This window comes from Symbiopectobacterium purcellii, from assembly GCF_052050035.1.
Classification (GTDB): Bacteria; Pseudomonadota; Gammaproteobacteria; order Enterobacterales; family Enterobacteriaceae; genus Symbiopectobacterium; species Symbiopectobacterium purcellii_A.
Map to the genome: position 1 here is coordinate 76,286 of NZ_CP189884.1, position 14,574 is coordinate 90,859.

General features: G+C 46.0%; 14 protein-coding genes and 10 pseudogenes. 14 read left to right on the plus strand and 10 right to left on the minus strand.

Annotation, left to right across the window (positions count from 1 at the left end; all coding sequences use genetic code 11):
* The first annotated feature begins 92 nt into the window (after positions 1 to 92).
* The 5 genes from ACQGXV_RS36595 (at position 93) to ACQGXV_RS36615 (ending at position 3,306) form a co-directional block, all read left to right on the plus strand.
* On the plus strand, positions 93 to 719 hold the full coding sequence (locus ACQGXV_RS36595; protein WP_440867914.1) for a ParA family plasmid-partitioning AAA ATPase: 627 nt from the start codon (positions 93 to 95) through the stop codon (positions 717 to 719).
* Positions 716 to 1,012, plus strand: a complete 297-nt coding sequence (locus tag ACQGXV_RS36600; protein WP_440867915.1) for a hypothetical protein — start codon at positions 716 to 718, stop codon at positions 1,010 to 1,012. The genes ACQGXV_RS36595 and ACQGXV_RS36600 overlap by 4 nt, the downstream gene beginning before the upstream one ends.
* Before the next feature lie 185 nt (positions 1,013 to 1,197).
* A complete protein-coding gene (locus tag ACQGXV_RS36605) occupies positions 1,198 to 1,650 on the plus strand; it encodes a transposase (protein ID WP_440867916.1) in 453 nt (150 codons plus the stop codon).
* Positions 1,651 to 1,856: 206 nt separating this feature from the next.
* Positions 1,857 to 2,756: a transposase family protein gene (locus ACQGXV_RS36610; protein WP_440867917.1), complete on the plus strand. Its 900-nt coding sequence runs from the start codon at positions 1,857 to 1,859 to the stop codon at positions 2,754 to 2,756.
* On the plus strand, positions 2,698 to 3,306 hold the full coding sequence (locus ACQGXV_RS36615) for an IS30 family transposase (protein WP_440867956.1): 609 nt from the start codon (positions 2,698 to 2,700) through the stop codon (positions 3,304 to 3,306). The genes ACQGXV_RS36610 and ACQGXV_RS36615 overlap by 59 nt, the downstream gene beginning before the upstream one ends.
* Positions 3,307 to 3,324: 18 nt before the next feature.
* Here ACQGXV_RS36615 and ACQGXV_RS36620 read toward each other — a convergent pair.
* Positions 3,325 to 3,906: pseudogene (locus ACQGXV_RS36620) on the minus strand (transposase); the annotation flags it as partial.
* 60 nt (positions 3,907 to 3,966) lie between these two features.
* Here ACQGXV_RS36620 and ACQGXV_RS36625 point away from each other — a divergent pair.
* Positions 3,967 to 4,131 (plus strand): annotated as a pseudogene (locus tag ACQGXV_RS36625) (transposase); the annotation flags it as partial.
* A 544-nt stretch (positions 4,132 to 4,675) separates the two neighbouring features.
* Positions 4,676 to 5,410 (plus strand): hypothetical protein, encoded by a 735-nt coding sequence (locus ACQGXV_RS36630; RefSeq protein ID WP_440867907.1) that lies wholly within the window; start codon positions 4,676 to 4,678, stop codon positions 5,408 to 5,410.
* Between the two features lie 320 nt (positions 5,411 to 5,730).
* Here ACQGXV_RS36630 and ACQGXV_RS36635 read toward each other — a convergent pair.
* Both ACQGXV_RS36635 and ACQGXV_RS36640 read right to left on the minus strand, forming a co-directional pair.
* Positions 5,731 to 6,801 (minus strand): annotated as a pseudogene (locus ACQGXV_RS36635) (DEAD/DEAH box helicase); the annotation flags it as partial.
* Positions 6,802 to 6,883: 82 nt separating this feature from the next.
* A pseudogene (locus ACQGXV_RS36640) lies at positions 6,884 to 7,673 on the minus strand (IS5 family transposase); the annotation flags it as partial.
* Between the two features lie 78 nt (positions 7,674 to 7,751).
* Between ACQGXV_RS36640 and ACQGXV_RS36645 the strand changes: the two are divergent.
* On the plus strand, positions 7,752 to 8,330 hold the full coding sequence (locus ACQGXV_RS36645) for a transposase family protein (RefSeq protein ID WP_440867918.1): 579 nt from the start codon (positions 7,752 to 7,754) through the stop codon (positions 8,328 to 8,330).
* A 39-nt stretch (positions 8,331 to 8,369) separates the two neighbouring features.
* Here the strand turns inward: ACQGXV_RS36645 and istB are convergent.
* The 4 genes and pseudogenes from istB to ACQGXV_RS36665 all read right to left on the minus strand — a co-directional run.
* Positions 8,370 to 9,038: pseudogene (gene istB / locus ACQGXV_RS36650) on the minus strand (IS21-like element helper ATPase IstB); the annotation flags it as partial.
* Positions 9,039 to 9,140: 102 nt separating this feature from the next.
* Positions 9,141 to 10,040: a transposase family protein gene (locus tag ACQGXV_RS36655; RefSeq protein ID WP_440864721.1), complete on the minus strand. Its 900-nt coding sequence runs from the start codon at positions 10,038 to 10,040 to the stop codon at positions 9,141 to 9,143.
* Between the two features lie 67 nt (positions 10,041 to 10,107).
* Positions 10,108 to 10,545: pseudogene (locus tag ACQGXV_RS36660) on the minus strand (IS21 family transposase); the annotation flags it as partial.
* Entirely contained in the window at positions 10,533 to 10,625 is a 93-nt protein-coding gene (locus ACQGXV_RS36665; protein ID WP_440867432.1) for a hypothetical protein, read from the minus strand. The pseudogene ACQGXV_RS36660 and the gene ACQGXV_RS36665, both read right to left, overlap by 13 nt.
* A 38-nt stretch (positions 10,626 to 10,663) precedes the next feature.
* Here ACQGXV_RS36665 and ACQGXV_RS36670 point away from each other — a divergent pair, with 38 nt between their 5' ends.
* The 4 genes and pseudogenes from ACQGXV_RS36670 to ACQGXV_RS36685 all read left to right on the plus strand — a co-directional run.
* On the plus strand, positions 10,664 to 11,029 hold the full coding sequence (locus tag ACQGXV_RS36670) for an IS630 transposase-related protein (RefSeq protein WP_440862584.1): 366 nt from the start codon (positions 10,664 to 10,666) through the stop codon (positions 11,027 to 11,029).
* A 25-nt stretch (positions 11,030 to 11,054) separates the two neighbouring features.
* Positions 11,055 to 11,402: a transposase gene (locus ACQGXV_RS36675; RefSeq protein WP_440867957.1), complete on the plus strand. Its 348-nt coding sequence runs from the start codon at positions 11,055 to 11,057 to the stop codon at positions 11,400 to 11,402.
* A 165-nt stretch (positions 11,403 to 11,567) separates the two neighbouring features.
* On the plus strand, positions 11,568 to 11,684 hold the full coding sequence (locus ACQGXV_RS36680; RefSeq protein WP_440863482.1) for a hypothetical protein: 117 nt from the start codon (positions 11,568 to 11,570) through the stop codon (positions 11,682 to 11,684).
* Positions 11,685 to 11,948: 264 nt separating this feature from the next.
* Positions 11,949 to 12,503: pseudogene (locus ACQGXV_RS36685) on the plus strand (IS256 family transposase); the annotation flags it as partial.
* Here ACQGXV_RS36685 and ACQGXV_RS36690 read toward each other — a convergent pair.
* The 3 genes and pseudogenes from ACQGXV_RS36690 to ACQGXV_RS36700 all read right to left on the minus strand — a co-directional run.
* Complete coding sequence (locus ACQGXV_RS36690) at positions 12,491 to 13,045, minus strand: IS630 family transposase (protein ID WP_440867958.1); 555 nt, start codon at positions 13,043 to 13,045, stop codon at positions 12,491 to 12,493. The pseudogene ACQGXV_RS36685 and the gene ACQGXV_RS36690 sit on opposite strands and share 13 nt — an antisense overlap.
* A complete protein-coding gene (locus ACQGXV_RS36695; RefSeq protein WP_440862584.1) occupies positions 12,969 to 13,334 on the minus strand; it encodes an IS630 transposase-related protein in 366 nt (121 codons plus the stop codon). The genes ACQGXV_RS36690 and ACQGXV_RS36695 overlap by 77 nt, the downstream gene beginning before the upstream one ends.
* Positions 13,335 to 13,473: 139 nt before the next feature.
* Positions 13,474 to 13,722: pseudogene (locus ACQGXV_RS36700) on the minus strand (tyrosine-type recombinase/integrase); the annotation flags it as partial.
* A 1-nt stretch (position 13,723) separates the two neighbouring features.
* Here ACQGXV_RS36700 and ACQGXV_RS36705 point away from each other — a divergent pair.
* Positions 13,724 to 14,086: pseudogene (locus ACQGXV_RS36705) on the plus strand (ATP-binding protein); the annotation flags it as partial.
* Positions 14,087 to 14,140: 54 nt separating this feature from the next.
* Positions 14,141 to 14,473, plus strand: a pseudogene (locus tag ACQGXV_RS36710) (Tn3 family transposase); the annotation flags it as partial.
* Between the last annotated feature and the right edge of the window lie 101 nt (positions 14,474 to 14,574).

Below are 14,574 nucleotides of genomic sequence, written 5' to 3' on the forward strand. Positions count from 1 at the left end.
TAAATCATTAAGTTAATTAAAATAAATTATCTTGTTAAGATAACAAATTGTGATTATAATTCTTTAATATCTTGTTGTCTTGTGAGGTGGTTGTGATCATTGTTCTTGGTAGTCAGAAAGGTGGTGTTGGTAAAAGTACCCTAGCGGTCTCTATTGCTTCTTGCCTTAAGGCAGCCGGAAAGTCAGTCATAATTGTCGATGCCGACGATCAGAAATCCGTTCTTACTTGGTATAACAACAGGCCTGAACCATACCCCCATATCCCGGTCACCGGGGCTACCGGTAACATCAAGGCGATGTTGAAGGAGCATGAGAAATCATATGATTTCGTAATTGCGGATTGTGCAGGACGAGATAGTGCGGAAATGCGAAGTGGCCTAATGTCTGCAGATGTATTCATTTCACCTTTAAGACCCTCTCAGATGGACCTCGACGTTGTTCCGCATACCTGCGAAGTTTTCACTGCAGCAAAGGACTTCAATGAAGGGGTAAGAGGATATCTGGTGCTCAATATGGCTCCGACAAATATGTTCGTAAATGAAGCACATCAGGCCGCGGAAGTCTTGGCTGATTATCCTCAAATGAAATTAGCTCAATCACGAATCTGTGATCGAAAGGCTCACCGAGATGCCTGGGCTGAGTCTCTGACTATTTATGAAACTCAAAATGAAAAGGCTCAGGAAGAAATTTCTGCACTCGTTAAGGAGATCATCCAATGAGAAACAGATCTAATACACCTCCGAAAGACGAAAGTGCATTCATAAACGGCGGCTCAGCAGGTTTAGGCTTGGTCCAAGAGCTAAAAACAGATACTCGAAGTAAAGCAAAACCAGTAAGCATCTCTTTTGCCGTCTCCAATTTAAACTCAATTGATAATTGCATAAGAGATGAAATGAACAATTCGGGAACCCGGGTGAATCGCTCAGACATTGTTAGGGCTGCCATAATGAAGTTTGAAAATCTTGACTCGGAAGAGCGGTCAGAATTAATAAAAAAGTCTAAACTTCAATAATTTAATATCTTGTTATATTAATAACATATTATCTTAACAAGATAATAAAATACTATCTTATTAAGATAACATCTATTAGTCGCGACTTTGACACGTGCCCCATTCCCACTCGAAACGCAACAAAGTGACCCACTTGCCAGAGTCGGATAAAATCACCGTTCTGGCCATACTGGAGAGCCTGTTGCATGCAGGGAAAACATCTGACTCAGAAAGAACGGTTCTACATAGAAAAGCGGCGTGGTGAAGGTGTCAACCAAGCTACCATCGCCAGAGAGCTTGCTCTGCCTCGCTCGACCATCAGCAGGGAACTCAGACGCAATACCGACCCTACTTTCAATGGTGTCTACTGCTGTAGCAGGGCGGACACTCTGGCCCGGGAACGCCGTCATAAGCCTCTGCCAAACAATGCTTTTTACCCGTTGGAGCCACACATTCAGAACTTCATCAGGCAGGCGCTTTCCACTCACTCTTCACCTGAAATCATCAGTGGCCGTTTGCACCTGGAATTCGGTATATCTGTCAGCAAGAATACGCTCTATCGCTATATCCTGCAGGAGAGACAGGCTGGCGGGGAGCTATATCAGCAACTTCCTCATCGGGGAAAACGTTACAGGTATAGCCAAGCGACATTATTTTGATAACAGCCAGCTATGCTTCTTTGCCGCATATCAGGGCATAGGATGTAATCATTTTTAAGTCGGTTGGCTATACAATGCCGAAAACCTCAAATCAGGCCCTATTCCCAACCGTGTTGGTATTAAACTAGTTGCTGAATAGAGACTTGCATTTTTTGTCAGGCTATTGAGAATAAAAAGAGGTTTAACTTAGAGAATAAAGGTTTGAAATGATCAACAAAGAGCGGTTGTTACGAGATAATCGTTTATGTAAAGCAATCATTGGATTATCAGTCGAAGAATTGAAAAATTTAGCCGCTGAATTTTCAGCTTGTTATTTGATTTATCGGAAAAAGAATCGAAAAGATCACGAGCGGCAGATGGGTGCAGGGCAGAAAGGATTTATCCCAACCCCATTAGATAAACTGCTTTTTATTTTATTGTATTTAAAATGTTATCCGACCTATGATTTGCAAGGACTTCTTTTTGGTTTAGATAGAACACGGGTATGTCGCTGGGTAAAAATATTATTGCCGGTTTTAGAGATGACCTTGGGGCGAGAATGTGTTTTGCCCGCTCGTCAAATTCGCTCTGCTGAGGAATTTTTTCGCGCCTTTCCTGGAGTTAAAGACGTCTTTATTGATGGGACAGAGCGACCTGTCCAAAAGCCTAAGAATCTGCGTCGGCGAAAAAAAATGTATTCGGGAAAGAAAAGACAGACCACTCGAAAAGGGCTTATTATGACTGACGAAACAAGGCAAATTGGATTTATCCCCATGAGCAAAAATGGGCGCGGTCACGATAAACGCTTACTCGATAAAGTCGATATAATTCGCCATATTCCTCCTGAGGTAACCATCTGGGCAGATACCGGTTTTCAAGGTATAGATAAACAGCATCCTAATACACAAATCCCAAAAAAAGGAACTCGAAAAAGACCTTTATCGCCTGAACAAAAACAAGAAAATAAAATAATCTCGGGCATCCGTATTACAGTTGAACACGCCATCGCGGGTATCAAGCGCCTCGGTTGCATGACCCAAATTTTACGGAATCGTAGACCCTTTATTGATGATACCTTCTTACTCCTTAGCGTCGGTCTTTGGAATTTCCATCTCAGAACAGCGTAAAATTTACTTCAATCACCGAAACACCCTTATTTCACTATTAAGCAACACGCTTATTGAGTATCGCCCAGCTCAAGCCGAGCTTAAACAGGAGCCTGGCCACTTCGAAATTGACACTATTTTTGGCAAAGACCAGAAGTCATTCTTGTTAACTATCGTAGATAAAGCATTGAAAACCGCCATTATTCGCAAACTGCCTAATAAGCGTGCGGAGACTGTGGTTGCTGCTTTCAGGGACATTGAAGCTAATACCTTTTGCAAGTTTAAGACCCTAACAGCTGATAACGGCCCTGAATTCGCTCTGCACGAGCAAATTACTCAAATCACAGGGGCGCAGGTCTACTTTGCCCATCCTTATCATTCCTGGGAGAGGGGCTTGAATGAGCACACCAACGGGCTGATACGACGTTTTTACCCAAAGGGAACAGACTTCAGTCAGGTCAGTCATCGTAAGATTGCCGAACTCGAACACATACTCAATACAAGGGGCAGAAAATCGCTGGGCTATCGTTCCCCCAATGAGGTATTTTTAACGCACTTACTGGTGGCATAACCCTCTACCGTTTTGTTGCGTTTCGAGTCGGAATGGGGCATAAACAGACTTGTTGGCCACGGCTCCGCCGTCCTGGCTTTTGACAACAATACAGTCAAGGTAAACAATGGGATAAAGCGCATCCAGCGGCCGTTGCTGCCAGCGCTTAACTTCATCCATCACAGCATTGGTCACTTGAGAAATGAAGCCAGCGGAAACATCGACCCCGTAGACTTCTTTAAAGTGTGCCTGAATATCACGGGTTGATAACCCTCTGGAATAGAGAGAAATAATGCGGTCATCGAAGCCGTTAAGCTGTTTTTCGTGCTTACCGATCAGTGTCGGCTCGAAGGTACTGTTGCGGTCGCGCGGAATATCGAGCTCGATCTCCCCATTTTGGCTACGTACGCTCTTGGATGTCTTGCTATTGCGGGAGTTGCCTGAATGATTACCTACCGGGTCATGCTTAGCATACCCAAGATGCATCTCCATCTCAGCTTCAAGAACCCGTTCCGCCAGTCTTTTAGTCAGCACCTTCAGTAGGCCTGATTCACCCAGCAGATCCTGAGGGGAGTGACAATCTTGAAGCAGTTGGTCAATAAGTTCGTTGCTGATAGGCATTTTGTTATCCTTTGAAGGTTTTCCTCAAAATGCCATTTACACAGATTATTTTACAGTCTCCTTTATCGTGATGCTTATCGCCGTCGCAACGTTGTAGAAAGATGTTTTGGCCGTTTAAAGGAATATAGACGGATTGCCACACGTTATGAAAAAACGGCAAGAAACTATCTAGCAATGGTGAAACTGGGCTGCATCCGCTTGTTTTACGCCCGGTTACGTAATTAAGGGACACAGCCTAGGGTGACCGTAAGGATTCCTTAACTTTTGGCAATAAGCCTAAAAGTTATAACGGTTTATAATTTTATAACCGTATTGCAGACTCATTTAACGAGCGTTTGATGAGAGTCGCCGCCAGCATTGGGTTTAATTCGGTAAACGTGGTCGTAATGCTCCCGATGTGTCTCAGAAAAACATCTCACCTTTCAATGTCTCATTATTGCATTCGTTCAGGTTATTTTTGAGACAAAAAATAACCTGAGCAAGTAACACTTAATCTTATTGGGTATAAAAACGCTATGGTTTATAGCTAAAAAGCTTATTGCCAAAAGTTAAGGAATCCTTACGGTCACCCAACCCCGTAGCGCTTAGGGTATTGATTAGATAATCAAGTGCCTCTGCGATCAAGCGCTTCACGGTATTACGGGTAAAAAAATCCCCGCTCAGGTAATGATGCGTGTATGACGGGTTGAAACGGCATTGTGCTGTTGTTTCGAATACGTGGCCTACGCTAGGCGATGTCATTAATAAACACAGAGGGAGGAATTGCAAGATGGAAATAGAACTTGCAGGGGGAAGGAAATTACACCATTGCAATATGACGAATTTAGTACAGTATGACGATAAAAAAAAAGCAACGGCGTTGAATTTATGGCAACGATTTCTCGATCTTTTCAGAATTTCGCCGAAAAAAGACGTTATCGATTCTCTTTATGAAAACATTAATGAGTATCCTGCCGCCAAACTCGGTGGCACAGTCTATTATCGTTTTTATAATTTTGAGAAACTCAAAGCGTTGGCGTTACCGGCATACAGAAATCTTTTTAAAGTAAATGCACAACCGCTGGGCATGAAAGGGACACGGTACACGTTTTCAATCGATAAGGTCGATATTTACAGCTTCGATACACCCAATAATTGGCAATCACTGTCTGAGCTTTCAGTTAATCAGTTGCCTTTGGTTGAAAACTACGGTGCTATTGTTAAAAAATTCGCCGCCGATAATGACATTGAGTTTGCAAGACAATTCCCTGATACCAAGATAAAAGATAACTACGGTGGGGATGAGGTTATGGATTATAGCTGCTTTTTTTTAGAGAAAAACCCAGACATTAAACTCACTCTGCTTGAGTATGGTCTTTTCGATCTGGATATCACCAAAGCTTTTGTAAACGACATGGAGGCTCAACTCAAAGGGGATGATGATAGAATAGGAAATATCGATTACCGACTGATCACCTTGCAAGTATCACTCAAATATCTTGAGAGCAGGGATGACAGGGCGTGATATATTTATCGGCAGTGGGGTTTGACGTGCATTGGTACCACCCCACAGCCGACGATATTTCGCGTTACCTGTAGTGACGCGCAATGATGATCGGCCTGACGCGCAATAAATGCACTTTCCCAAACCATATTCCGTGAGAATGAAAACCCGTTTCAAATCACTTTAGCTGATTCCGAACCACATTACTGATTCGCCCGCGCACCCTTCCTGAGAATGAGAAGACCACCAGAAAAACGGCCGGTTTTCTGGTGCCTACCGCTTCGCCCAGTTTATCCCCCCCCCCACCGTAAGAAAACCCGTTGCGGTAAGCCTGCTAATGATTACTGGCCTCGTAGCACGGACAGCAGCGTCTCAGTATCAAGTCTTCCCACAGCATCACTGCCTTCCAGCAAATCTTCTGCCATCTGCCGTTTCCTTCCGTGCAGGGAGACCATCTGCTCCTCAATGGTACCTTCCATCACCAGGCGGTAAACCGTTACCGGCCGCTCCTGTCCCATGCGATGGGCACGGTCACTGGCCTGATCCTCCACGGCCGGATTCCACCACGGGTCGAGATGAATGACGTAATCGGCGGCTGTCAGGTTAAGCCCGGTTCCACCGGCCTTCAGGCTTATCAGGAACAGGTCTCCCTCTCCGCCCTGAAAAGCTTCCACGCGTTTTTTACGCTCAGAGGGCGACGTGGTGCCGTCCAGGTACTGGTAAGTCATACCCGCCCCATCCAGTGCGGTTCGCAGCAGCGTCAGGTGGTCAACAAACTGGCTGAAGATCAGCGCCTTATGGTGGTTATCCCTTAGCTCTCTGATAATGTCCAGACATGCCGACAGCTTGCTGCTTTCCGGCGCTGAGCCGTCCAGCACCAGGGAGGGATTGCAGCAGAACCGCCGCAGGCGGGTAATTTCCGTCAGGACCTGCAGCGGGCTGATGTCTTCGCCCTTCTCCAGTCGTTCAACCGCCTGTCGCCGCAGCGCCTCGTACCAGTGCTGTTCTTCCTCGCTCATGGGGATGGTATAAAGGATGTCGGTGCGTGGTGGCAGTTCATCAAGCACCTGCGCTTTGGTTCTGCGCAGCACAAAGGGTTTTATCAGCTGTTTCAGCGTTCCGGCAGCCAGCCTGTCCCCCTGTTCTGCCGGAACGACAAATCGCTGATTAAAGGATTTCAGGCTTCCCAGCAGCCCCGGATTGAGGAAACGAAAGAGGCTCCACAGCTCACCCAGGTGATTTTCAACCGGCGTACCGCTCAGCGCCAGTCGGAAATCGGCCTTCAGCGCCGTCACTGCTCTGGCCCGCTGCGTCTGCGCATTTTTGATGGGCTGGGCTTCGTCCACTACCACGCTGTGCCAGGTCTGCCCGGCAAAGGCCTCCGCATCCTGCAGCAACAGGCCGTAGCTGACTGTAGTGGTTGAAAGCGTCCACGTATACTGCTCCTGACGAAGGGCAGCAGAGACTGAGGCGACAACTACCTTGACACGCGCCGTGGTTACGTTCATGGTACTTGTCCGGCCAGTATTTGGCTCCGCTTCGCGGCGGGATAAGGGGCCTGATTTTCTTTCTTAGCAACGCATCGTGGCAGTAACGGGCGTCATAAGCACCGTCTGCTGACACTTCCCTGATTTTTCGGTGGGTTTGGTTAATCAGGCCCGGCAGTGCCTGCGCATCTGTCGTTCCGCTGAGCGATAAGTCGGCACAGATAATCTCATGCGTCGCACTGTCTGCTGCCAGATGAAGCTTGCGCCACACTCTTCGTCTGTCAGCCCCATGCTGCCTGACTTTCCATTCACCTTCGCCAAAGACCTTCAGACCGGTACTGTCGATGACCAGATGCGAGATTTCACCACGCGTTGGCGTTTTTATGCTGATACTGACGGTTTTTGCCCGCCGACTGACCAGAGAGTAGTCCGGGCAGCGCAGTGGCAGGCTCATCAGTGTAAAAACCGAGTCGACAAAGCCCTGTAATGCCCGGAGCGACAGGTTAAACACGCGCTTTATCATCAAAACCGTGGTATAGCCAAGCGACATTATTTTGATAACAGCCAGCTATGCTTCTTTGCCGCATATCAGGGCATAGGATGTAATCATTTTTAAGTCGGTTGGCTATAACAGCCATATCGGTGTAGTAAAGCGGCCGACCACGACCTTCATGCGAAGCACTGTCAGTCCATGCAGCGATGGCGGACTCATCAAGCCAGACCGTCAGGGAGCCGCGTTGTCTGAGTGCTTTGTTGTAGGTGGGCCAGTTGGTGATTTTAAACTTTTGCTTTGCCATGGGGAGCTGCTATCGGGAGCGATGATAGTGCTTTGATCCGGCGATCCCCTGAAAGTTCGATTTATTCAACAAAGCCCCTTGGGGCGAGAATGTGTTTTGCCCGCTCGTCAAATTCGCTCTGCTGAGGAATTTTTTCGCGCCTTTCCTGGAGTTAAAGACGTCTTTATTGATGGGACAGAGCGACCTGTCCAAAAGCCTAAGAATCTGCGTCGGCGAAAAAAAATGTATTCGGGAAAGAAAAGACAGACCACTCGAAAAGGGCTTATTATGACTGACGAAACAAGGCAAATTGGATTTATCCCCATGAGCAAAAATGGGCGCCGTCACGATAAACGCTTACTCGATAAAGTCGATATAATTCGCCATATTCCTCCTGAGGTAACCATCTGGGCAGATACCGGTTTTCAAGGTATAGATAAACAGCATCCTAATACACAAATCCCAAAAAAAGGAACTCGAAAAAGACCTTTATCGCCTGAACAAAAACAAGAAAATAAAATAATCTCGGGCATCCGTATTACAGTTGAAGACGCCATCGCGGGTATCAAGCGCCTCGGTTGCATGACCCAAATTTTACGGAATCGTAGACCCTTTATTGATGATACCTTCTTACTCCTTAGCGCCGGTCTTTGGAATTTCCATCTCAGAACAGCGTAAAATTTACTTCAATCACCGAAACACCCTTATTTCACTATTAAGCAACACGCTTAGCGTTTCATCATCTCCGAATGTCCCCGACCACTGGGTAAACGGCAGGTTGCTGGTCAGGACCACGCTGCCTGACTCATACCGTTTAGCGATAACCTGGAAGAACAGATTGGCTTCCATTTTACCGAAGGGAAGGTAGCCAACCTCATCTATGATCAACAACTTAGGCTTACCCATAACGCGATTAAGATAGCTTTTTAACTCCCCCTGACGATGTGATGCGAGCAGCTGTAGCATCAGATCTGCGGCTGTGACGAACCGAATACTCATTCCGGCCATCGCGGCTCTGTAGCCGAGTGCTGTCGCCAGGTGCGTTTTACCTACCCCGGACGGACCCAGCAAGACCAGGTTCTCCTGACGCTCGATAAACGCCAGCCCGGCCAACTCCTGGATCTGATTGCGAGGTACGCCACTCGCAAAGGCGAAATCAAACTGCTCCAGCGTCTTGATCACCGGTAGGCCTGATAAACGCAAAATAGTCTGCCGGCGCCGTTCGTTCAGCCCATCATGCTGAAGCTGTAAAGCAGCTTCAAGGGAGTCGGCATGAGTGCCGTTGCTGTCGATCGTCGTCTGAGCAACGGCGGGCCACTCAGCCGGTAATCTATCGAGCTTAAGCTGCTCGCAGAGCGCTGCGATACGATCATGCTGGAGGTTCATGCTTCTACCTCCAGTAGCGCCTGATACGTAGCCAACGGGTGCTGGAGACTAAGCGTGTTGCTTAATAGTGAAATAAGGGTGTTTCGGTGATTGAAGTAAATTTTACGCTGTTCTGAGATGGAAATTCCAAAGACCGGCGCTAAGGAGTAAGAAGGTATCATCAATAAAGGGTCTACGATTCCGTAAAATTTGGGTCATGCAACCGAGGCGCTTGATACCCGCGATGGCGTGTTCAACTGTAATACGGATGCCCGAGATTATTTTATTTTCTTGTTTTTGTTCAGGCGATAAAGGTCTTTTTCGAGTTCCTTTTTTTGGGATTTGTGTATTAGGATGCTGTTTATCTATACCTTGAAAACCGGTATCTGCCCAGATGGTTACCTCAGGAGGAATATGGCGAATTATATCGACTTTATCGAGTAAGCGTTTATCGTGACGGCGCCCATTTTTGCTCATGGGGATAAATCCAATTTGCCTTGTTTCGTCAGTCATAATAAGCGCTTTTCGAGTGGTCTGTCTTTTCTTTCCCGAATACATTTTTTTTCGCCGACGCAGATTCTTAGGCTTTTGGACAGGTCGCTCTGTCCCATCAATAAAGACGTCTTTAACTCCAGGAAAGGCGCGAAAAAATTCCTCAGTAGAGCGAATTTGACGAGCGGGCAAAACACATTCTCGCCCCAAGGTCATCTCTAAAACCGGCAATAATATTTTTACCCAGCGACATACCCGTGTTCTATCTAAACCAAAAAGAAGTCCTTGCAAATCATAGGTCGGATAACATTTTAAATACAATAAAATAAAAAGCAGTTTATCTAATGGGGTTGGGATAAATCCTTTCTGCCCTGCACCCATCTGCCGCTCGTGATCTTTTCGATTCTTTTTCCGATAAATCAAATAACAAGCTGAAAATTCAGCGGCTAAATTTTTCAATTCTTCGACTGATAATCCAATGATTGCTTTACATAAACGATTATCTCGTAACAACCGCTCTTTGTTGATCATTTCAAACCTTTATTCTCTAAGTTAAACCTCTTTTTATTCTCAATAGCCTGACAAAAAATGCAAGTCTCTATTCAGCAACTAGTTTAATCTCTGTGGGTATGGGGCGCGAGCAACTCGCAGCTACCGGAGGAGGCAATGCCAGTGTTATCTTCGGCAATGGCAACAACGCAGCCCGCTCACGCGGCATGCGTTGTTCAGGCGGAATACCGGTGGTGCCATGTTTACGGGTGTTGGCAACGGTGATAAACCACTCACCAATGCGTGCATTAGCCGCGGGGACGTCCAGTATCAGCCCAGCCTGGCGAAACGTGGCGGCAAGCGGCACAACAAAGCTGTTCTTGAGGTAATGGTTGAAGCGTTCGACCTTGCCCTTAGCCTTGGCGCGGTAGGGACGGCAAACTTTAGGCGTAAAGGCATACTTCTCAGCCAGTTGCATCAACTGTGGGTTCCAGCGATGCTTGCCGGGCCCGTAGACTGCACTGGTCAAGTAAATCAGGACACTTTTTTCTCAGCCATTTGTTCATAACGCACCGGAGACAGATCCCCGTTAGCGGCATGATGCCTGTCTAGGTTGTAGTAGCGGATATATAGCTAAACGACTTAATTTTGATTACATTATTTAAATGAGCTATTCAATTGATTTTAGACGTAAAGTGATATCTACACGGAAAAACGAAGGGTTGAGTATCCGAGAAACAGCGAAGCAATTTCGGATTGGCCCTGCCTCTGTATCGCGTTGGATTAATCAAATAGAGTCAAAAGCATCGACCACGCGTCAGCGAAAGATCGATAAATCCGAGTTGATAAAAGATGTTGAACAATATCCAGATGCTTACCAAAAAGAACGTGCAGAGCGTTTTGGCGTTTGTCAGAAGGCCATTTGGCAAGCGCTTAAAAAGCTGGGATTGACCTATAAAAAAAACTCTACGTCATCCGAAAGCCGACGAAAACGCCCGGCAGGGATTTCAACAAAAAAAACAACAGTATGAAAAAGAAGGTAAACCTATTGTTTTTATTGATGAAAGTGGTTTTTCACACGATACCCCACGGACTCACGGCTATTCCCTAAAAGGTCAACGGTGTTTTGGCCTGAAGAACTGGGGAGCTAGGGGAAGAACAAATGTTATCGGCGCTTTATTAGGCACAACGCTGTTTGCTATCGGATTATTTGATATCAATATTAACAGCGATGTTTTCTATGCCTGGGTCACACAAGTCCTTATCCCAGTACTCCCTAAAAACAGTGTAATCATGATGGACAATGCCACTTTTCACAAAAAACATAATATTCAACAAGTCATCATCGATGCAGGGTATATGGTGGAGTATTTGCGGGCTTTGTTGAATAATTTAAGATACTGATTTATATAAGCATTATAAAATTTCAACGACTAATCTTTCCTCTCGGAATGCTTTTTATTGTGCTAACTATTTGATTTGTGGTTCTAACAAAATACATTCTCTGTAAATGCATTCTAACTAAAGAAGATGTAAATCAAACGGTTAAATTATTCAACAAAGCCGTATTTGCCTACATATTCGCCAGATCTTAACCCAATTGAGCATAAATGGGCACAAGCAAAAAGCAAAAAAAGAGAGATGGGTTGCGATACAGAGAGTTTGTTCTCAGTCCATATGGTGTAATCAAAATTAAGTCGCTTGGCTATATAATTTTGGTCAAGGACTAATTTGGCGGTTTCACATTTAAATTCAGCAGTAATTATTTTATTCATTTTGGCACCTATAAAAATTATGAGGTAAGCATATCACCTCTACTTAGGTGGCCAAATTCAGTATGCCACTACAAACAAGAAACTGGGAGCGGCAGGACGAAGTGTGGCTAAATCCGGAACGGGAAAAACAGGCCGTATGAATCAACTGGGGCGACAACTACCTTGACACGCACCGGGGCTATGGATAGCCAAAACCGAGGGGGCCAAGTTCTGGTTATCTGTAATGACAGAACTGAAAAATCGTGGGCTACAGGACATCTTCATCGCCTGCTGCGATGGCCTGAAGGGCTTTCCTTATGCCATTGAAGCTGTTTACCCGCATACGCGGGTACAGCTCTGCATCGTGCATCAGGTGCGGAACTCGCTGCGCTACGTCGGCTGGAAAGAGCGTAAAGCCGTTGCTGCTGACCTCCGCACTATCTATAGTTCCGCAACGCTAGAGGGCGCTGAAGAGGCCCTGGATGCCTTCGCGGCCAAATGGGATGAACAGTTCCCGACGATCAGCCCATCGTGGAGAAATAATTGGGAACGTCTCATCGTCATTTTTGATTTTCCGCCGGAGATTCGCAAGGTTATCTACACCACCAACGCGATAGAGTCGTTAAATGCTTCATTGCGCAAGATAACGAAAACGCGACGAATATTTCCAACGGATGACTCGGTGCTAAAATTATTCTATCTAGCCTTGCATAATATAGCCAAGCAACTTAATTTTGATTACACTATATGGACTGAGAACAAACTCTCTGTATCGCAACACATCTCTCTTTTTTTGCTTTTTGCTTTTTGCTTTTTGCTTTTTGCTTGTGCCCATTTATGCTCAATTGGGTTAAGATCTGGCGAATATGTAGGCAAATACTCCACCATATACCCTGCATCGATGATGACTTGTTGAATATTATGTTTTTTGTGAAAAGTGGCATTGTCCATCATGATTACACTGTTTTTAGGGAGTACTGGGATAAGGACTTGTGTGACCCAGGCATAGAAAACATCGCTGTTAATATTGATATCAAATAATCCGATAGCAAACAGCGTTGTGCCTAATAAAGCGCCGATAACATTTGTTCTTCCCCTAGCTCCCCAGTTCTTCAGGCCAAAACACCGTTGACCTTTTGGGGAATAGCCGTGAGTCCGTGGTGCATCGTGTGAAAAACCACTTTCATCAATAAAAACAATAGGTTTACCTTCTTTTTCATACTGTTGTTTTTTTTGTTGAAATCCCTGCCGGGCGTTTTCGTCGGCTTTCGGATGACGTAGAGTTTTTTTTATAGGTCAATCCCAGCTTTTTAAGCGCTTGCCAAATGGCCTTCTGACAAACGCCAAAACGCTCTGCACGTTCTTTTTGGTAAGCATCTGGATATTGTTCAACATCTTTTATCAACTCGGATTTATCGATCTTTCGCTGACGCGTGGTCGATGCTTTTGACTCTATTTGATTAATCCAACGCGATACAGAGGCAGGGCCAATCCGAAATTGCTTCGCTGTTTCTCGGATACTCAACCCTTCGTTTTTCCGTGTAGATATCACTTTACGTCTAAAATCAATTGAATAGCTCATTTAAATAATGTAATCAAAATTAAGTCGTTTAGCTATATCTCGGCTAAATGGACCCTACCAATCAGAGACTGGAAACCGGCTATGAGCCAATTCATGTTGATGTATGGAGATCGGATTTCCGGTTAAGCGATGGAGCCATTTACACGAAATTCTTTACAGACTCCCCAACAACTCTCTCAAGATGTTCCAGCCAAATTTTCAACCACTGATGTTGATCTGCCAGATAATCATGCAGATTGTAACGGGCCATAATGCCACCCATCTGATGCCCAAGCAGTTTCTCAATGACGTGAGGCGGCGCGCCAAGTTCAGAAAGGCGTGTCGCAACCGTTCTTCGCAAGTCATGAAGTGACCAGGGCTTCATCCCTGTTTTATCTATTACCTGTGCAAACCGTCTGGAGCGCCAGCTGCAGCAGCTGAGTTATGCGCGCGTGCTGATCCTCGATGAAATCGGCTACCTGCCGATGAACCGTGAGGAGGCAAGCCTGTTCTTCAGGCTGCTGAATCGGCGTTACGAGAAGGCCAGCATCATCCTGACGTCGAACAAGGGGTTCGCGGACTGGGGAGAGATGTTCGGCGACAACGTGCTGGCAACGGCGATCCTGGACAGGTTGCTGCATCACTCAACGACGCTGAATATCAAGGGGGAGAGCTACCGGCTAAGAGAGAAACGTAAGGCAGGCGTACTGAGCAAGAATCGTGCGCCAGAAAACAACGAGGCATCGCTGGAGAAAAGCGGTCAACCTGGTTGATGAATAGCGGACATTAAAAATGGTGAAAAACGGTCAAAGATCGTGGCGTTGACCCTAAATAAGGGGGAGGCTCGTAACGCCTTGGCTCGTGCAGTGTTTTTCAATCGATTAGGGGAGATCCGTGACCGCAGTTTTGAGCAACAGCGTTACCGGGCAAGTGGTCTTAACCTGGTGACTGCCGCCATCGTGCTATGGAATACCGTCTATCTGGAAAGGGTGACTAATGGATTACGAGCCAAGGGGCATGCCGTCGATGATGCGTTATTACAATATCTGTCGCCGCTAGGCTGGGAGCACATTAACCTCACAGGGGATTACCTGTGGCGCAATAGTGTCAAGATCGGTGCAGGTAAGCTCAGGCCGCTACGACCACTACAACTTGCTTAGCGTGCTTTATTTTCCGTTTTCTGAGGCGACCCCTTTAAGTTTTTTTGTGTTGTGTTTTTGTTTAATGGTTTTAATAGAAGATGGAGTCGGGATTATTTAAT